16 protein-coding genes are annotated in these 18,415 nt (G+C 72.5%); 9 read left to right on the forward strand and 7 right to left on the reverse strand.

The features are described 5' to 3' along the window. The first annotated feature begins 16 nt into the window (after window positions 1–16). Both ACIP5O_RS14265 and ACIP5O_RS14270 read left to right on the forward strand, forming a co-directional pair. Complete coding sequence (locus tag ACIP5O_RS14265) at window positions 17–1,090, forward strand: hypothetical protein (RefSeq protein WP_401292660.1); 1,074 nt, start codon at window positions 17–19, stop codon at window positions 1,088–1,090. 48 nt (window positions 1,091–1,138) lie between these two features. After that, window positions 1,139–2,248, forward strand: a complete 1,110-nt coding sequence (locus tag ACIP5O_RS14270) for a hypothetical protein (protein WP_401292663.1) — start codon at window positions 1,139–1,141, stop codon at window positions 2,246–2,248. Between the two features lie 302 nt (window positions 2,249–2,550). On the opposite strand, the gene mgrA is transcribed toward ACIP5O_RS14270, so the two are convergent. Beyond that, the gene (gene mgrA, locus ACIP5O_RS14275; protein WP_356541709.1) at window positions 2,551–3,588 is read right to left on the reverse strand and encodes an L-glyceraldehyde 3-phosphate reductase; all 1,038 of its coding nucleotides are present in this window, start codon (window positions 3,586–3,588) and stop codon (window positions 2,551–2,553) included. Window positions 3,589–3,714: 126 nt separating this feature from the next. On the opposite strand from mgrA, the gene ACIP5O_RS14280 reads away from it, so the two are divergent. The 3 genes from ACIP5O_RS14280 to ACIP5O_RS14290 all read left to right on the forward strand — a co-directional run bounded on the left by ACIP5O_RS14280 (window position 3,715) and on the right by ACIP5O_RS14290 (window position 7,276). Then, window positions 3,715–4,476, forward strand: a complete 762-nt coding sequence (locus ACIP5O_RS14280; protein ID WP_401292666.1) for an isoprenyl transferase — start codon at window positions 3,715–3,717, stop codon at window positions 4,474–4,476. A gap of 363 nt (window positions 4,477–4,839) precedes the next feature. Next, window positions 4,840–6,165, forward strand: coding sequence for a PhoH family protein (locus ACIP5O_RS14285; protein ID WP_401292669.1), 1,326 nt, complete (start codon window positions 4,840–4,842; stop codon window positions 6,163–6,165). 358 nt (window positions 6,166–6,523) lie between these two features. After that, window positions 6,524–7,276, forward strand: coding sequence for a transglycosylase SLT domain-containing protein (locus tag ACIP5O_RS14290; RefSeq protein WP_401292671.1), 753 nt, complete (start codon window positions 6,524–6,526; stop codon window positions 7,274–7,276). A 170-nt stretch (window positions 7,277–7,446) separates the two neighbouring features. Here the strand turns inward: ACIP5O_RS14290 and ACIP5O_RS14295 are convergent, their stop codons facing one another. Next, complete coding sequence (locus tag ACIP5O_RS14295) at window positions 7,447–7,596, reverse strand: hypothetical protein (RefSeq protein WP_401292673.1); 150 nt, start codon at window positions 7,594–7,596, stop codon at window positions 7,447–7,449. Window positions 7,597–7,638: 42 nt separating this feature from the next. Between ACIP5O_RS14295 and ACIP5O_RS14300 the strand changes: the two genes are divergently transcribed. Both ACIP5O_RS14300 and ACIP5O_RS14305 read left to right on the forward strand, forming a co-directional pair. Beyond that, window positions 7,639–9,087 (forward strand): AI-2E family transporter, encoded by a 1,449-nt coding sequence (locus tag ACIP5O_RS14300; protein ID WP_401292675.1) that lies wholly within the window; start codon window positions 7,639–7,641, stop codon window positions 9,085–9,087. Then, on the forward strand, window positions 9,084–9,755 hold the full coding sequence (locus ACIP5O_RS14305; RefSeq protein WP_401292677.1) for a hypothetical protein: 672 nt from the start codon (window positions 9,084–9,086) through the stop codon (window positions 9,753–9,755). Before ACIP5O_RS14300 ends, ACIP5O_RS14305 begins: the two co-directional genes overlap by 4 nt. A 52-nt stretch (window positions 9,756–9,807) precedes the next feature. Here ACIP5O_RS14305 and ACIP5O_RS14310 read toward each other — a convergent pair whose 3' ends face one another. Together ACIP5O_RS14310 and ACIP5O_RS14315 are read right to left on the reverse strand one after the other, a co-directional pair. Further along, complete coding sequence (locus ACIP5O_RS14310) at window positions 9,808–10,347, reverse strand: alkyl hydroperoxide reductase (protein ID WP_356541717.1); 540 nt, start codon at window positions 10,345–10,347, stop codon at window positions 9,808–9,810. Window positions 10,348–10,353: 6 nt separating this feature from the next. Beyond that, window positions 10,354–10,908 carry a peroxiredoxin gene (locus ACIP5O_RS14315; RefSeq protein WP_062752446.1) on the reverse strand — a complete coding sequence of 185 codons (555 nt, stop codon included), beginning with the start codon at window positions 10,906–10,908 and terminating at the stop codon, window positions 10,354–10,356. Window positions 10,909–11,042: 134 nt separating this feature from the next. Here ACIP5O_RS14315 and ACIP5O_RS14320 point away from each other — a divergent pair, with 134 nt between their 5' ends. Further along, window positions 11,043–12,017 (forward strand): LysR substrate-binding domain-containing protein, encoded by a 975-nt coding sequence (locus ACIP5O_RS14320; RefSeq protein WP_401292680.1) that lies wholly within the window; start codon window positions 11,043–11,045, stop codon window positions 12,015–12,017. A 95-nt stretch (window positions 12,018–12,112) separates the two neighbouring features. On the opposite strand, the gene ACIP5O_RS14325 is transcribed toward ACIP5O_RS14320, so the two are convergent. The 3 genes from ACIP5O_RS14325 to ACIP5O_RS14335 form a co-directional block, all read right to left on the reverse strand. Continuing rightward, window positions 12,113–14,131 (reverse strand): FtsX-like permease family protein, encoded by a 2,019-nt coding sequence (locus tag ACIP5O_RS14325; RefSeq protein WP_401292682.1) that lies wholly within the window; start codon window positions 14,129–14,131, stop codon window positions 12,113–12,115. 351 nt (window positions 14,132–14,482) lie between these two features. Beyond that, on the reverse strand, window positions 14,483–15,166 hold the full coding sequence (locus tag ACIP5O_RS14330; protein WP_401292684.1) for an ABC transporter ATP-binding protein: 684 nt from the start codon (window positions 15,164–15,166) through the stop codon (window positions 14,483–14,485). A 40-nt stretch (window positions 15,167–15,206) separates the two neighbouring features. Further along, window positions 15,207–15,731, reverse strand: coding sequence for a PadR family transcriptional regulator (locus tag ACIP5O_RS14335; protein WP_381397163.1), 525 nt, complete (start codon window positions 15,729–15,731; stop codon window positions 15,207–15,209). Window positions 15,732–15,983: 252 nt separating this feature from the next. On the opposite strand from ACIP5O_RS14335, the gene ACIP5O_RS14340 reads away from it, so the two are divergent. Further along, a complete protein-coding gene (locus tag ACIP5O_RS14340) occupies window positions 15,984–18,224 on the forward strand; it encodes a transglycosylase domain-containing protein (RefSeq protein ID WP_401292688.1) in 2,241 nt (746 codons plus the stop codon). Window positions 18,225–18,415 lie beyond the last annotated feature (191 nt).

Below are 18,415 nucleotides of genomic sequence, written 5' to 3' on the forward strand. Positions count from 1 at the left end.
CGGGGGTGGGGGAAGCGTGCTGAGCGACGAGGACGTCCTGGCGGCCGTGCGGCGCCGGGTCGAGGAGCAGGACGGGCCCGGTCAGGCGCCCCCGGGCGGGGCGGACATCACCCGGCACCTCCTGATCGAAGGGCGGATCCTGCGCTCCCTGGAGACCCGTACGGAGGAGGAGCGGTTCCACCAGGGCTTCATCGACCTGTCGGACCGGCCCGTGTACGGCTCCAGCCTCCACACGTACCGCATACCGCCCCCCGAGGACCCCGCGACCGAGACGACGCTGCGACTGGTGCGACGCGGTTCCGTGGACGACCGGGCCTGCGACTGCGGCAACGGCCTGGTGGCCTGTGAGCGCTGCAAGGGCGGCGGCGAGCTGCCGTGCGCCCCGGCCAAGGCCTGCGGCGACTGCCACGGGATCGCCGCCTGCCTGTGGTGCGACGGCACCGGTCGCCGCAGCCGTCCGTCGCGCGACCGGGGGACCGCGGGGCACGTGGGAAGGCAGGGGCGCGTCACGTGCGGCCAGTGCGGCACCAGGGAGGCCGCGTGCGCCGGATGCGCCGGACGCGGCAAGAACACCTGCACCCGGTGCGGCGGGTCGGGCTCCCGCGCCTGCCCCGACTGCGACAGGGCGGGCACCGTCCCCCACCGGCGCTGCGGGGGCACCGCGAGGACCGTGACATGGACCGAGGGCGTCGTCACCAGGAGCCCGTTCGTCGTGAAGGTCAAGGTCTCCTCCCCCGTCCTGCCGTACGGGGCGTGGAGGACCGCCCGTGACCACGGTGACTGGACCGACGTCCGCGTGGTCGGCCCGCGCTCCTCCCTGGCGCGCGACACCGACGGGGAGGTGGCCGGGCTCCTGGAGTCCTGGCTCCTCCCGCACGAAGGAGAGATAAGCCGCCGGATCACCCTGCGCCACCTCCCCCTGGCGCGCGTCGTCCTCGCCTCCCACCCCCACCGGGTGTTCTTCGTCGTTCCCGGACGCGGCGGACCGCACGTCGCCGTGTGGCCCTCCAAGGAGCGGGCCCGGCTGCTCGCCGCCGTCGCACTGGCGGCACTGGTGACCCTCGTCGTCGTGTACCGCCTCCTGGCCTGAGCCCGGGCCGGACCCACCCCGTCCCGACCGGCCGCGATAATCGAACCCATGCTCCCGTCCCGGCCCGGCCGCCCCGGCCGTCCCGTCCTCCTGGCCCTCGGCGGCTACGCCGCCACCCGCGCGCTCGGCCTCCTCGGCCTCGCGATCGCCGCCGCCGCGACCGGCGAGGACGGGCTGCACCGGCTCAAGGGCCGCTGGGACTCCGTCTGGTACGTGCGGATCGCCGAGCACGGCTACGGGTACGAGACCGCCCTCCCCAGCGGCGCCGTCCACTCCGACCTGGCCTTCTTCCCGCTCCTCCCGGCCCTGGAGCGCGGCCTGTCCGCCGTCCTGCCCCTCGACGCCGCCGGCGCCGGACTCCTCGTCTCCTGGACCGCCGGGCTCGTCGCCGCCGGGGGCATTCACAAGTGCGGCGCCCACGCCTTCGGGCCGAGGACCGGGATCGTGCTCGCCGTCCTGTGGGGCGTGTACCCGACCGCGTTCGTCCAGTCCATGGCGTACACGGAGACCCTCTTCACCGCCCTCGCCGCCTGGTCCCTGTACGCGGTCCTGCGCGACCGCTGGATCCTGGCGGGGGCCCTCTGCGTCGCCGCCGGACTCACCCGGCCGACGGCCGCCGCCCTGATCGCCGCGCTCGGGACCACCGCCCTCGCCGCCCTCGTACGGGACCGCCGGCTGCCCGCGCGGACGGTGGCCGGCGTGCTGATCGCGCCCCTGGGCTGGCTCGGGTACGTCGTGTACGTCGGCGTACGGGAGGGCAGCCCCACCGCCTACTTCGAGGTCCAGGCCGCCTGGGGCAACTCCGTCGACGGCGGCCTCGCGCTCGCCCGGTTCATCGCGGGCCTGCCCTGGCCCGCCGCCCTCGGCCTGACCGCGGCCCTCGCCCTGCTCGCCCGGCTCGTCGTCCTCTGCGTACGGCAGCGGCAGCCCCTGCCCCTGCTCGTGTACACGATCGGCGTCGTCCTGGTCTCCCTCGTCGGCGCCGCCTACTTCGGCTCCCGGCCGCGCCTGATGATGCCCGCCTTCGGACTGCTGCTCCCGCCCGCCGCCGCCCTCGCGCGCCTCGGGACCCGCACCGCCGCCCCGGTCCTCGCCGGCCTCGCCCTCGCCTCCGCCGCGTACGGCGCCTTCACCCTCCTCGGCCCGGGCCCTCCGTAGGACCTCCACGCGTGCGCGCGTAGGCCCCCCACGCGTACGCGTGCCCCGCGTCAACGTCGCGCCCCCGCCCCCCGGTCCCCCCTGGGAGGGACGGAACCCCGCCGCCACGCCGGGGCGTAAACCCGCCACGAGGCCTCACAGCCCTTGTCCCGCACGGGGTCCGGGGGATTCCGGGCGGGACTTCGGGCGTACGTGGCGCGCGGGACGACTATCGAAGGGTTATGGTGGAAACCCCCCCTCGGGCCGGTCCGTATCCCCCCCACGGACCGGCCCGTTTTCTTTCCCTCCGGAGAAGGGGGACGTCAGCCCCGGCCGGCCCAGATGTTCGTGCCCGCCGTGTCCACCGCGAACGAGTCGATCTCCGTCAGCTCCTCGTCCGTCAGGGGAGCGCCGGCGAGCGCGGCCACGTTCTCCTCCAGCTGGGCGACGCTGGACGCGCCGATCAGGGCCGAGGTCATCCGCGGGTCCCGCAGCACCCACGACAGCGCGAGCTGCGCCAGGGACTGGCCGCGCCGCTCCGCGATGTCCGCGAGGCCGCGCAGGCGCCGCAGGACCTCGTCGGAGAGCAGGTTCGGGTCGAGGGACTTGCCCTGGGTGGCCCGGGAGCCCTCCGGGATGCCCTTCAGGTACTTGTTGGTGAGCAGGCCCTGCGCCAGCGGCACGAAGGAGATGCAGCCCATGCCGGCCGCCTCCAGGGTGTCGAGGAGGCCGTCCTCCTCGGTCCAGCGGTTGATCATCGAGTACGAGGGCTGGTGGATCAGGGCCGGGACGCCCATCTCCCTCAGGATCCGCGCGGCCTCGGCGGTCTGCTCACCGGTGTACGAGGAGACGCCGACGTACAGCGCCTTGCCCTGCTGGACGGCGGAGGCCAGGGCCCCCATCGTCTCCTCCAGGGGGGTCTCCGGGTCGAAGCGGTGCGAGTAGAAGATGTCGACGTGGTCGAGGCCCATCCGGTCCAGGGAGGCGTCGAGCGAGGACAGCAGGTACTTGCGGGAGCCCCACTCGCCGTACGGCCCCGGGTGCATCAGATAGCCGGCCTTGGTCGAGATGACCAGTTCGTCCCGGTAGGGGGCGAAGTCCTGGGCGAAGAGCTTGCCGAAGTTCAGCTCGGCCGAGCCGGGCGGCGGTCCGTAGTTGTTCGCCAGGTCGAAGTGGGTGACGCCCAGGTCGAAGGCGCGGCGCAGGATCGCGCGCTGGGAGTCCAGCGTGCGGTCGTCGCCGAAGTTGTGCCAGAGGCCGAGCGAGACCGCCGGCAGCTTCAGGCCGCTGCGGCCCGTGCGGCGGTACTCCATGGTGTCGTAACGGTCCGCGGAAGCGCGGTACAGGGGGGAATCAGTCACGTATCTCTGCTTATCACGGACTTGTGACCGTCCCGGGCTGGGAGCCCGCAGCCCCGGCGCAGTACTGTGGCCGCCTGCGGACCGCCGATGCCTGGGGTCCGTCGCTGCACAGAGGGGTAAAGAACGGTGAACCTGCGCGACCTGGTGTACGGGCTCTACGCACGCCGGGTGGAGGGCCGTCTCGACCACGCCCAGGTGCCCAAGCACATCGGGGTCATCCTCGACGGGAACCGGCGCTGGGCCAAGGCGTCCGGCGGGACCCCCGAGCAGGGACACAAGGCGGGCGCGGACAAGATCCAGGAGCTGCTCGGCTGGTGCGCCGAGACCGACGTCGAGGTCGTCACGCTCTGGATGCTCTCCACGGACAACCTGAACCGGCCCGAGGAGCAGCTCGTCCCGCTGCTCGGCATCATCGAGAACGCCGTGCGCGCGCTTGCCGCCGACGGGCGCTGGCGGGTCCACCACGTCGGCACGATGGACCTGCTGCCCTCCCGCACCCAGTCCGTGCTCAAGGAGGCCCAGGAGGCCACCCGGGACAACACGGGGATACTCGTGAACGTCGCCGTGGGCTACGGCGGCCGCCAGGAGATCGCCGACGCGGTCCGCTCGCTGCTCCTGGAGCACGCCGAGCGCGGCACCAGCTTCGAGGAGCTCGCCGAGATCGTCGACGTCGAGCACATCTCGGAGCACCTCTACACGCGCGGCCAGCCCGACCCCGACCTGGTGATCCGCACCAGCGGCGAGCAGCGGCTCTCCGGGTTCATGCTCTGGCAGAGCGCCCACTCGGAGTACTACTTCTGCGAGGTCCACTGGCCGGCCTTCCGCAAGGTCGACTTCCTGCGGGCGCTGCGCGACTACGCCGCCCGGCACCGGCGCTACGGGACCTGACGCCGGGGTTTCGCCCCGCCCGTACGGGTCATACGGAATCCGTCACCCGGTCCGCCGTCCGGCCCGTCACCCGGCCCGTCACCCCCGGTCGGAACCGATCACCTCGTGTTCACGAACACGTCGTCATATGCCCTGGCATGGCCGAGGTCGTTCGAGGGCATATCCCTGGTGAAGTGAGCGGCACGGAGACCGCCACCCGGGAGGCCCCTTGCACCAGGACGACCGTGCGGGACACGCACGGGAGACGTGGAGGGCCGTGGTTCGGCCCGTGCATCGTGGCCTGAACCCGGTCCCATCCCGCAGCGACACCGGTTCCGTCGCGCCCCGACCTCGCAAGGGTCTTCAGAGGGGGTCTGTCCTTCCGTGGTGACCAGCACGAAGCGCCGCCTTTCCGACCGGCGCACCTATGTTCTCGACACCAGCGTCCTGCTGGCCGACCCCAACGCCGTGTCCCGTTTCGAGGAGCACGAAGTGGTGCTCCCGATCGTCGTGGTCACGGAGCTGGAGGCCAAGCGGCACCATCCGGAGCTCGGCTACTTCGCCCGGCAGGCCCTGCGCCTGCTCGACGACTTCCGGGTCCGGTACGGACGCCTCGACGCCCCGCTCCCCGTCGGGGACCTGGGCGGCACCCTGCGTGTCGAACTCAACCACTCCGACCCCGGCGTCCTGCCCGCCGGCTACCGGTTGGGGGACAACGACTCACGGATCCTCGCGGTCGCGCGCAACCTCCAGGCCGAGGGGTACGACGTCACGGTCGTCTCCAAGGACCTGCCGCTGCGCATCAAGGCCTCCTCGGTCGGGCTCCTCGCCGAGGAGTACCGGGCCGAGCTCGCCATCACGGACGCCAACGGCTGGACCGGGATGTCCGAGCTCGCCCTCTCCGCCGACCAGGTGGACCTGCTCTACGACCAGGAGACGCTGTACGTGCCGGAAGCCGCCGAGCTCCCGGTCCACACGGGCCTGGTGCTCCAGTCCGAGCGCGGCAAGGCGCTCGGCCGGGTCACCGCCGAGGGGAACGTACGGCTCGTCCGGGGCGACCGGGAGGCCTTCGGGCTTCGCGGCCGCAGCGCCGAGCAGCGGATCGCGCTCGACCTGCTCCTCGACCCGGACGTCGGCATCATCTCCATGGGCGGCCGGGCCGGCACCGGCAAGTCCGCGCTGGCCCTCTGCGCGGGCCTGGAGGCGGTCCTGGAGCGCCGTCAGCACCAGAAGGTGATGGTCTTCCGCCCGCTGTACGCGGTCGGCGGCCAGGAGCTCGGCTACCTGCCGGGCAGCGAGGCCGAGAAGATGAGCCCGTGGGCGCAGGCCGTCTTCGACACGCTGTCCTCGGTCGCGAGCCGCGAGGTCGTCGAGGAGGTGCTCGGCCGGGGGATGCTGGAGGTCCTGCCCCTCACCCACATCCGGGGCCGCTCCCTTCACGACGCCTTCGTCATCGTGGACGAGGCCCAGTCCCTGGAGCGGAACGTCCTGCTGACCGTTCTGTCCCGGATCGGGGCGAATTCGCGGGTCGTGCTCACCCATGACGTCGCCCAGCGCGACAACCTCCGGGTGGGCCGGTACGACGGAGTCGTCGCCGTGGTCGAGAAACTGAAGGGGCATCCGCTCTTCGCCCACGTCACCCTCACCCGCTCCGAGCGCTCCCCGATCGCCGCGCTCGTCACGGAGATGCTGGAGGACGTTCAGGTCTGACCGTTTCGCACCTTTCTGTACAGGTGCGGAAGTTGACGCCGCCCGGCAGAGCGCAGGAGCTTAGCCGGGCGGCGTCGCCGTGTCCGCAACATCCGCCAAAACACCTGCCTCTTTCGCGATGTGAGCTTTCACACGCAACACAGAATTGCCTTGCGGCATCGTCGTCCGGCAAAGTCTTGCTTCCGTCAGGCCCCGCATACGGCACCCGTGCACCCTCCGGGGAGCGCACCGCGAACAACTCAACAGCCGTCCGCCGTATGCCGCCCACAGCACCACGGGCCCGTGTCTCCTGTGACCCCGTACGTCGGAGACCAGTGCCAGGGGCAAGATTTCGCCCGTGTGGTCACCTGTGCGGGCGATGCTGGAAGGAAACCGTGTGAGCCGGATCTCGGTCCGGGGATTCGCGGTGGCTTCGGCCACTGCGGTCACCACCGTCGGCGCCGTCGTCGGCGTCGCCTCGGGCAATGCCGCGCAGCCCGCCGACGACAACTTCGAGGCCACCGCCGCCGACACCACGCTGCTCGCGGACATCCCCGCCGGCGAGCAGGCGCAGGTGCAGGTCTCGTCCCTCGCGGAGCAGGCCTCCGTGCAGGCCGCCGCGGCCGACTCGGCCGCGAAGAAGTCCGCGGAGGAAGCGGCCCGCGTCCGCGCTGCCAAGGACGCCGAGGCCAAGAAGGAAGCGGCCGTCAAGGCCGAAGCCGAGGCCGAGGCCGAGGCGAAGGCCAAGGCCGAGAAGGAGCGCAAGGAGAAGGAGGAGGCCGAGCGCGCCAGCCGTTCCTCGGCCCGCGACATCTCGTCCTTCACCGCCCAGGGCTCCTACACCGTCGCCGAGGTCAAGGCGATCGCCCGCCAGATCGTGCCGGCCGCGCAGTTCCAGTGCTTCAGCAACATCGTGGACCACGAGTCCAGCTGGAACTACCGCGCGACCAACGCCTCTTCGGGCGCCTACGGCCTCGTCCAGGCCCTGCCGGGCACCAAGATGGCCTCGGCCGGAGCCGACTGGCAGACCAACCCCGCCACCCAGATCAAGTGGGGCCTCAACTACATGGACGACCGCTACGGCAGCCCGTGCGGCGCCTGGTCCTTCTGGCAGGCCAACCGCTGGTACTGAGACGTGGTCCGCGACCTGCCCGAGGGCGGGTCGCGGCACGGATGCCGGGTGTTCCGAAGCGGTCGCGCACAGACGCGGCCGGTCCGGGGCGCCCGGCTTCGTCGTTTCCGCGGCCGTGACGGATACGCGGTCGTGACGGGTCCGGGCGGACGCGTCGCCGACGCCCCCCGTCAGGGGCACCGCCCCTCGTGGAGGCCGACCCGCTCGATGGACCGGATCAGCCGGTAGTCCTCCTCGACCCCGGGCAGCCCCCACCGTCCCGTCACCGCGGTGAGGGGCTTCTCGCGCGCGGACGTGTAGGTTCGGGGATCCAGGGGCACCCGGGGAGCCATCGGGAAGAGTGCGGGGGAAGAGGGAACGACATGTCGAGAGTGCCAGGGTGGCTGAACCGGCTGGGCGAGGGCCTGAGCCGCGCGGGGCGACGTCTCGACGAGCGCCGGGCCGAGGCGGAGCGGGACGACGAGCTCGACCTGCCGTACGGGAGACCCGGGGACCGTCCCCGCGCGGCCGTCCCCGCACGGCCCGGGGTCGACCCGGACACCGCCGCGCCCCTCCCGGACCAGGAGGACCCGGGGGACGCCTCCGGGAGCGGTGCGTCCGCCGAGTCCGGCCTCTCCGTCCCCGCGCCCCCCTCGTACGCGCCGGCCGTCGCCGCGCGCCCCGACCCCGCCGCCGCGATCCCCTGGGGGATGCGCGTGGCCGCCGAGGCGGGCTGGCGCCTGCTCGTCCTCGCCGGGACCGTCTGGGTCCTGATGAAGGTGATCAGCTCCGTACAGCTGGTCGTCCTCGCGTTCGTCGCCGCGCTCCTCGTCACCGCCCTGCTCCAGCCCACCGTGGCCATGCTGCGGCGCAGGGGCCTGCCCCGCGGCCTCGCCACCGCCGTCACCGCCGTCTCCGGCTTCGTCGTGATGGGCCTGGTCGGCTGGTTCGTGGTCTGGCAGGTCATGGACAACATCGACAACCTGTCCGACCAGGTCAAGGACGGCATCGAGGAGCTCAAGCGCTGGCTCCTCAACAGCCCCTTCCACGTGACCGAGCAGCAGATCAACGGCATCGCCCAGAACCTCAGCGACTCCGTCGGCGCCAACGCCGAGCAGATCACCCAGGTCGGCCTCCAGGGCGTCACGGTCGTCGTCGAGACGATGACCGGCATCCTCCTCGCCATGTTCTCGACGCTCTTCCTGCTGTACGACGGGAAGAAGGTCTGGGAGTGGACGCTCAGGCTGGTGCCCGCCCAGGCCCGCCCGGGCGTCGCGGGCGCCGGTCCGCGCGCCTGGCGCACCCTCACCGCCTACGTGCGGGGCACGGTCCTCGTCGCCCTCATCGACGCCGTCTTCATCGGCATCGGCCTTTACTTCCTCGACGTGCCGATGGCCGTGCCGCTCGCCGTCTTCATCTTCCTCTTCGCCTTCATCCCGCTGGTCGGCGCCGTGGTCTCCGGAGCCCTCGCGGTCGTCGTCGCCCTCGTCACCAACGGGGTGTTCACCGCCCTCATGGTGCTCGTCGTCGTCCTCGCCGTGCAGCAGATCGAGGGCCACGTCCTCCAGCCGTTCATCCTCGGCCGCGCGGTGCGGGTCCACCCGCTGGCCGTCGTCCTCGCGGTCGCCGCCGGCGGTCTGACCGCCGGCATCGGCGGCGCCGTCGTCGCCGTCCCCCTGGTCGCCGTCACCAACACGGCGGTCGGCTACCTGCGCGCGTACAGCACCGAGCAGGCCCTGCGCAGCACACCGGAGCCGCGCGGGGCGACCGCGTACGAAGTGGCCCCGACGCCGGCCCCCGGCTCGGCGCGGGGCAAGGGGGAGAACGGGTGATATCGGAACCGGAGCTGGTGGGCGGCGCGGACTTCGAAAGGTCCGAGGTGCTCACCGAGACCCCGCCGCCCGGCCCGCCGCGGGCCCGCCGCCCCTGGCTGTGGGCGCTCGGCGGCGCGGTCGCGGCCTCGGCGGTCTGGGGCGCCGGGCTCTACGCGTACGAGCGGGAGGAGCCGGCGGGGCTCGATCTCCAGGGGTACCGGCAGGTGGACGACCTCTGCGAGGTGGTGCGCCTCGACGCGCTCGGCGACGCCCTGGGCAAGCGGCGGGACACCGGGTCGTCCCCCGTGGTGGACGAACCGGCGATCAGCGAGGTGTCGTGCTCGATCGGCTTCGGCGCGGAGGAGGGCGGGCAGAGCGTCGACATCACGTACACCCTGCACAAGGCGGTCGACCCGGGGCCGGAGTTCGAGGCCCGCGCACAGCAGTTCAATCTCCTGAAGAAGATCGACGGCATCGGCGAGCAGGCCTTCTTCGACGACATGGGGGAGCAGGGGGGCCGGCTCCGGGTCCTCGACGGCCCGGCCGAGTTCCAGATCGACATCCTCAGCCAGGACTACATGCTGAACGGGGAGATGGTCTCCACCGGGACGTCGGCCGACCTCTCCGGGATCGACGTCCCGATGATCCAGGACCTGCTCGCCCTGATGGCCGCGCTCAAGAAGTGACCGAAGGGCCCCGGGGCGGAAAGCCCCGGGGCCCTTCTCGTACGGTCCGCGGTCAGGCCTGCTCGGCGAGGACCGCTTCCGCGTCGAGGGTGGCGCCGACCGCCTGGATCACGGCGGCGATCTTCACGGCCTCCTGGATGGTGGCGCGGTCGAGACCGGACTGGCGCAGGACCTGCTCGTGCGAGTCCAGGCACTGGCCGCAGCCGTTGATCGCGGAGACGGCCAGCGACCACAGCTCGAAGTCGACCTTCTCCACGCCCGGGTTGCCGATGACGTTCATCCGCAGACCGGCGCGCAGCGTCCCGTACTCGGGGTCCGACAGCAGGTGCCGGGTCCGGTAGAAGACGTTGTTCATCGCCATGATCGCGGCGGCGGACTTGGCGGCCTGGTACGCCTCGGGCTTCAGGTTCTCCCGGGCCTCCGGCTCCAGCTCCCTGAGCACCTTCGGCGAGCGCGAGGCGATCGCGCAGGCCAGGACGGTGCCCCACAGCTGCTGCTGCGGGAGGTCGCTGTTGCCGATGACCGAGCCCAGGTTGAGCTTCAGGTCCTTGGCGAAGTCCGGTATGGCGGCCTTGAGTTCATCGAGAGCCATGTCGGATCACTCGCCCGAGAGGAGCTTGACGGGGTCGAGCGTGGTCTCGCCCTTGCTCCAGTTGCACGGGCACAGCTCGTCGGTCTGCAGGGCGTCCAGGACCCGCAGGACCTCCTTGGGGTTACGGCCGACGGAGCCGGCGGTCACCATGGTGAACTGGATCTCGTTGTTCGGGTCCACGATGAAGACGGCGCGCTGGGCGAAGCCGTCCTCACCCTCGACGCCGCAGTCCCGCATCAGGTCGTGCTTGGAGTCCGCGAGCATCGGGAAGGGCAGGTCGCGCAGGTCGTCGTGGTCCTTGCGCCAGGCGTGGTGCACGAACTCGGAGTCGCCGGAGACGCCGAGGATCTGGGCGTCGCGGTCCGCGAACTCGTCGTTCAGCTTGCCGAACGCGGCGATCTCGGTCGGGCAGACGAAGGTGAAGTCCTTCGGCCAGAAGAACACCACGCGCCACTTGCCCTCGTAGGACTTGTGGTCGATCTGCTCGAACTCCTTGCCGCTCTCCAGCGACACGCAGGCGGTCAGGTCGTAGGTGGGGAACTGGTCACCGACAGTGAGCACGCGCTCTCCTTGCAGCGGGGAAGCGCCCTTTTTGGGGGGCTTCCATGGGGGTTGGACGGATCACCAGCATGGCACGGAGTGCATTGATCAGGGAAATAGCTAGAGTGGGTCGTGTTGATCGAAGGTGGTTATCAGTGGCATCCCCGTACAGCCCTCCGCACGGCCCGCACCGCACCAAGCAGCCAAGCCTCTCCCAGCTCAGAGCGTTCGCGGCGGTCGCCGAGCATCTGCACTTCCGCGACGCGGCGGCGGCCATCGGCATGAGCCAGCCCGCGCTCTCGGGCGCGGTTTCGGCACTCGAAGAGGCACTCGGTGTCCAGCTCCTCGAGCGTACGACGCGGAAGGTGCTGCTCTCGCCCGCGGGGGAGCGGCTCGCGGCGCGGGCCCGGACGGTCCTCGACGCGGTGGCCGGGCTGATGGAGGAGGCGGAGGCGGCCCGGGCCCCGTTCACCGGGGCGCTGCGGCTCGGGGTGATCCCGACCGTCGCCCCCTATCTGCTGCCGACCGTCCTGCGCCTGGTCCACCGGCGCTACCCGGAGCTCGACCTCCAGGTCCACGAGGAGCAGACCTCCTCGCTCCTGGAGGGGCTCGCGGCCGGACGGCTGGACCTGCTCCTGCTCGCCGTACCGCTCGGGGTGCCGGGCGTCACCGAACTCCCGCTGTTCGACGAGGACTTCGTCCTGGTCACCCCGGCCGGGCATCCGCTGGCCGGGCGGGACGACATCCCGCGCGAGGAGCTCAAGGAGCTCCGGCTGCTCCTCCTGGACGAGGGGCACTGCCTGCGCGACCAGGCCCTCGACATCTGCCGCGAGGCCGGGCGCTCGGACGGCGCCGAGGTCACCACCACCGCGGCCGGCCTCGCCACCCTGGTCCAGCTCGTCGCCGGGGGGCTCGGCGTGACCCTGCTGCCGCGCACCGCCGTCACGGTCGAGACCGCCCGCAACTCCGCCCTGTGGACCGGTCTCTTCGCCGAACCGGCCCCCTCGCGCCGGATCGCCCTCGCGATGCGGACGGGCGCGGCCCGGCAGGCCGAGTTCCAGGAACTGGCGGAGGCGCTGCGGGGAGCGATGAGGGGACTGCCGGTACGGGTGGTGGGCGGCGGTTCCTGAGGCTCCCCGGCATCGGGTACGGGTGGTGGGCGGCGGTTCCCGAAGCCCCCCGGCATCGGGAACCGCCGCCCGCGCACGTACACGCGATCGACGGGTTACTCCGTGCGCAGCCCGTCCGCGCGCATCAGCCGCCACAGGGCCGGCATGCTCACCAGCGTCACCAGCGCGATCAGGGCGGCGCCGATGCCGACCACGGGCAGGAACACCCACCAGTCCTGGACCGGTTGCCCGCCCGTCTTCAGCAGGACGACCCCGAGGCCGAGCCCGCCCGCCACGGCGAGCGCGAGGCCGAGGGCGATCGGCACCGCCGTCTGCCACAGCACCGACAGGGCCAGGGTGGAGCGGCGGGTGCCGAAGGCGACGAGCGAGGAGAGCAGCCGCTTGCGGTCCCTGAGCTGCTCCAGGGTCGTGACCAGGAGCGAGGCCGCCACCAGGAGCATCGTCAGGGCGGAGCCGACGAGGATGCCGGTGCGGACGCTGGAGAAGGCCGCGTCGCGCTCGGTCTCCTTCAGGTCCTTCACCCAGGCGGTCGGGTCGATCGCCGCCGCCGTGTTCCGCGCGCGGTCGGCCGCGTCGGGCACGGCCGGGTCGAGCCGGATCATGTTCTGCGCGTAGGACTCGCCGAGCAGGCCGGTGTCGATCGCCGACGGGGTGGCGAGGACGCCGTACTGGTACATGCCCGTCGGGTCGGGGCGGGAGTCCACGGTCTTCGCGCCCGCGGGGATCCGCCACTGCGGCAGCGGGCCGTCCGCGGGGCGCTCCGGCCCGTCCTCCGGCGGGTGCGGGTCGCGCAGGGCGACCGTGGCGCCCGCCCGCGCGACCTCGGTGATCCGCGCGTCGTCCGGGCCGCCCTGCGCGCCGTGCGCGAGGAGGACGAAGACGTCGCCGTCCCGGCAGGAGGGCAGGGTGGCGAACTCCCGGAGGGAGGGGCAGTCGCCGACCCTGAGCGGGGCCATCGGGGCGAAGTCCCTGCCCTTCTCCAGCGGGCCGGGCCGCCACACGTGCGCCTCGACGACGGCCATCGCCTCGGCGACGCCCTCGGTCCGCGCGAAGCGGGCCGTGACGGCGCGGGCCTCGTCGGAGGTCTTCCCGTGGAAGCCGACGGCGATCTGGGCGCGGGACGAGTCCGCGCCGGTCGGCAGCGTGAAGTCCTTCTCCATCGCCTGGAAGAGCATCTGGAGCGCGATGGCGCCGGTGGCCGCGACGACGATGCCGCTGACCGCGCGGGCCGCCGTGCCGCTGCTCAACTGGAGCCTGCGGACGGCGAGCTGCCAGGCCACCGGGCCCGCGTGCAGCCGCTTCACCCCGGCCTCGACCAGCCAGGGCAGGAGGGTGGTCAGGCCGATCAGGAAGAGGGCGGTGCCGGTCACGACGGGCACGGTGTCGATGCTGGTCTCGGTCACCGACACCCGGCCCATGAGCGGGGCGAGCAGGGCGGCGCCCGCCGCCAGGAGCAGCAGCCGCCACCACAGCCGGCGGCGGCGCGGCGCGGCGGCCCGGACGACGCCGAGCGGTTCGATCGCCACCCCGCGCAGCGCGACGAGGGTGACCACGACCGAGGCGACCGGGACGGTCACGAGGGCGAGGGCGGCGAGGGCGGGCAGCGGCACGACGTCGGAGGGGAAGGCGTTGACGTCCCAGAGGGTGAAGGAGCCGGCGAACCGCCGGGCCGCCGCGAAGAGTCCGGCACCGACCAGGAGGCCGAGGAGCGCGCCCGCGAGGGACTCGCCGGCCGCGATCCGCCGGGTCATGGGGACGTCCGCGCCGACCAGCCGGAACGCCGCGAGCCGCCGGTCGCGCTGCTCGCCGCCGAAGCGGACGGCGGTCGCGACGAAGACGAGCACGGGCAGGAGCAGGACGACGCAGGCGACGACCACGAGGAGGAGCAGGAAGGCGTTCATCGGCTCCTCGGGCACCGACCAGCCGAAGCGTTCGCCGCGCCCGTCGAGGTTGCTGGTGTCGAGGAAGTCGACGTGGGCGACGTACCGCAGGTCGGCCGGGCCGATGAGCCCGTCCTTGCCGAGGGTCCCGGCCACCTCGTAGGGGAGCCGCTCCCTGAGCAGGGCGCCCTCGGGGGAGTCGAGCAGGTCGCGGAGCGCGGGGGAGACCAGCATCTCGCCGAGCCGGGGGAACGCGGTCGCGCCCGGGGGGGAGCGGGGGCGCGTCGCCGTCGGGTTGCAGCAGCAGCCCGGAGACGACGTCGTCCCGGTAGACGGTGGCCCGGTCGAAGTGGAGAAAGGTGTGGGGCCCGGGGGCGGTGATCTCCCGGCTCCCGTCGACGGCGCGGACCGCCTCCCGCACCTCCCGCTGGGCGAGCATGTTCGGCAGGGAGGCGGCGAGCAGCAGCAGCGCCACGCCGAAGCCGACGCCGGTCGCGGTCAGCAGGGTGCGCAGCAGACCGGGACGCCCGCCGGTGACGGCGAACCGGGCGCCGAGGGCCAGGTCGCGGGCCCGGGCGCGGAGCTTCATGCCGCCCACTCCGCGTCCCGCACGCGCCCGTCGCGCACGACGATCTCGCGGTCCGAGTAGGCGGCGACCCTGGCCTCGTGGGTGACGAGGACGACGGCGGCGCCGGTGTCCCGGGACGCCTCGGTGAGCAGGCTCATGACCCGTTCGCCGTTGAGGGAGTCGAGGGCGCCGGTCGGCTCGTCGGCGAAGATCACCCGGGGGGCGGTGACGAGCGCGCGGGCGACGGCGACGCGCTGGCCCTGGCCGCCGGATATCTCGCCGGGGCGCTTGGCCGCGACCGTGTCGACCTCCAGGCGGGCGAGCCACTCGACGGCCCTGGCTTCGGCGGCCTTGCGCTTCTCGCCGTTGAGACGCAGCGGGAGGGCCACGTTCTCCACGCAGGTCAGCTCGGGGACGAGCCGGCCGAACTGGAGGACGAAGCCGAAGTCGGTGCGGCGCAGGGAGCTGCGCGCGCGGTCGGAGAGCGCGGTGAGTTCGCGCCCGTCGTAGGCGATGGTGCCGGCGTCGGGGCGGACGATCCCGGCCAGGCAGTGCAGCAGCGTGGACTTGCCGGAGCCGGAGGGGCCCATGACGGCGACGACCTCGCCGGCCCGCAGCGCGAAGTCGGCGCCCGCGAGCGCCGGGGTCGGCCCGTAGGCCTTGTCGAGGCCGGTGGCCCTCAGGAGGGGTGCGGAGGTCATCGGCGGGCCGTCCTCTCCGCGTGTCCCGGGAGGCGCGTGGTCATCGGCGGACCTCCTCGGCGAGCCGGTCGAGCCGGGCGGCGGTCAGCTCCAGCCAGCGCAGGTCCGCCTCCAGGTGGAACAGGGCGTGGTCGCAGATGAGCTGGTCGGCGAGGTCGCCGTCCTTCTTGCGCCGGGTGAGCTCGCGCATCAGGCGCAGGTGCTCGGAGCGCTGGGTGTCGAGGATGCCGTCGGCCCCGCGTCCGGTCAGCAGGGCGAGGACGACCTTGGTGTAGAGCGTGGACTGGAGGTACGGCTCCGGCTTCTCGGGGGTCGCGAGCCACTGGGCGACGTCGGTGATGCCGGCCTCGGTGATGGCGTACCGCTTCCGCTCGGGGCCGCCGCCCGCCTCGACGCCGTCGACGACCACGAGGCCGTTCTTCAGGAGCCGGGACATGGTCGAGTAGACCTGGCCGTAGTGGAGCGGCCGGTCGTGGCCGAATCTGTCGTCGAAGGCGCGCTTGAGGTCGTAGCCGTGGCGCGGGCCGGACTCCAGGAGCCCGAGGAGGGTGTGACCGATGGACATGCCGGTCACTGTACACGGCGTGTATACGCGCGATGTATAGCGCCGCGCGACAAGCGGAATGTCCTCTTCACGCAACCGTTCGAAGCGCGTGGGCGTCGGTTCCTCTGGGCGTGGGTGCTGATTCTCACGTCCTGAAAAGACGTGATCGGTCTCCTTTGTCCGCCCTGTCGGTGTTAGCTTGCTGAGCTGATCCGGCGCGCGCGGGCACGCGCCGGAGCGCCGGGACACACGACGAGCGGAGCGACGGGACACATGGGCCGACCTGACACGGGCAAGGCGAAGAAGAGCGGCATACGCCGGCTCTTCTCCTGGAAGAAGCTCCTGGGCACCTTCTTCGTGTGCTGCCTGCTCGGCATGGGCGCCCTGTACGTCGTCTACCTCATGGTCCCGGTGCCGACGGCCAACGCCGAGGCGACGATGCAGAGCAACATCTACAAGTACGCCAACGGCAAGATCCTCGCCCGCACCGGCGAGATCAACCGCGAGATCGTCGGCCTCGACAAGATCCCGCAGAAGGTCCAGCAGGCGTTCGTCGCCGCCGAGAACAAGAGCTTCTACAAGGACCACGGCGTCGACATCAAGGGCACCACCCGCGCCGCCTGGTCCACCCTCACCGGCAAGGGCAAGCAGGGCGGCTCGACCATCACCCAGCAGTACGTCAAGAACTACTACCTGAGCCAGGACCAGACGGCGACCCGCAAGCTCAAGGAAATGGTCATCGCCATCAAGGTCGATGAGAACATGAGCAAGAACGCGATCCTCGCCGGATACATGAACACCAGCTACTACGGGCGCAGCGCCTACGGCGTCCAGGCCGCCGCCCGCTCGTACTACGGCGTCGACGCCTCCCGGCTCACCACCGCCCAGGGCGCCTACCTCGCCGCCCTGCTCCAGGCCCCCAACCAGTACGACTGGACCGCCGCGAACGCCACCGGCCGCAAGCTCGTCGAGGAGCGCTGGAACTACGTCCTCGACAACATGGTCGAGGAGGGCTGGCTGTCGCCGTCCGAGCGCGCCGGCACGAAGTTCCCCGTGCCGCAGAAGCCCAGGCCCCTGCCCGGCATGGAGGGCCAGACCGGCTACATCGTCGAGGCCGCCAACCAGGAGCTGATGCGCCAGGGCGTCAGCGAGGAGGACATCAAGGCCGGCGGCTGGACGATCACCCTCAACATCGACGAGAAGAAGCAGAAGGACCTCGTCGCGGCCGTGGACGAGGAACTGGAGTCCGAGCTCGACCGCAAGGGCGACAAGAAGCACGCCGTCGTCCAGGCCGGCGCCACCTCCGTCGACCCGAAGACCGGCGCGGTCGTCGCGATGTACGGCGGCGTCGGCGCCACCGAGCACTGGATCTCCAACGCGACCCGCCGCGACTACCAGCCCGCCTCCACCTTCAAGCCGCTCGTCCTCGCCTCCGCGATCGAGAACCACGCGAAGACCCAGGACGGACGGCACATCGGCCTCGGCACGATCTACGACGGCACCAGCAAGCGCGAGGTCGTGGGCAGCGACATCCCCTTCGCCCCGGAGAACGAGGACGACGACGACTACGGCCCCGTCACCGTCCAGCGGGCCACCAACAGCTCGATCAACTCGGTCTACGCCCAGATGATCGTCGACGTCGGCCCGGACAAGGTGAAGAAGACCGCCCTGGCCCTCGGCATGAAGGACGGCAAGGACTTCCCCGAGGCCCCCGCCATCTCCCTCGGCGTCATGAACGCCTCGACCCTGGACATGGCCGGCGTCTACGCCACCCTCGACAACCACGGCAAGCGGGTCTCCCCGACCCTGGTGAAGTCCGCCGAGCACCGGGACCGCACGGTCCGGACCCCGGACCCGATCGGCGGCCAGGTCATCACCCGCGAGGCCGCCGACACCGCCACCAAGGCCATGACCGGCGTCGTGCGCAGCGGCTCCGGCACCCGCGCCGCCGGGAACTACGCCGCCGCCGGCAAGACCGGCACCTCCGAGAACAACCGCTCCGCCTGGTTCGTCGGCTACACCCCCGAACTCGTCACCGCCGTCGCCCTCTTCGGCGAGGACGCCAGGGGCAACCAGGTCACCCTGACCAACACCATCAACCCGGGCCGCGCCAACGGCGGCCGTACGCCCGCCCGGATCTGGGGCGAGTACACGACCCGCGCCCTGGACGGCGGCTCCGACGCGCGGTTCGACCTGGAGACCGACGGTACGGACGCGGTCGAGCCGGCCCCGGAGCCCACCGCCACCAGCGAGGCCCCCGAGGAGCCGACGGACGAGCCGACCACGGCCACGCCGAGCACCACGGCCACGCCGACGACCGAGCCCGCCACCACCCCGCCGACCGCGACGAGCGACCCGGCCACCACCCCGCCGACGCCCACCGAGGAGCCGACGACCCGGGAGCCGTCCCCGCCGCCCTCGATCGACCCGCCCGACGGCGGAGGCGGCACCGACCCCGGGTCGGACGGCGACGGAACCGGCAGGCCCGTCGGCCCGACGGCCCAGCGGCAGTAGCCGCACGGAGACGCCGAAGACGCCGAAGACGCCGAAGACGCCGGAGACGCACGGAGACGTGGGGGGGGGGGGGGCCCCCCCCCCCCGGGGGGGGGCCCCCCCCCCCCGCCCCCCCCCCCCCGGGGGGGGGGGGGGCCCCCCCCCCCACCCCCCCGCCCCCACCCCCCCCGGGCGGCCCCCCCCCCCCCCCC

This window comes from Streptomyces sp. NPDC088915 (genome assembly GCF_044749825.1).
Classification (GTDB): domain Bacteria; phylum Actinomycetota; class Actinomycetes; order Streptomycetales; family Streptomycetaceae; genus Streptomyces.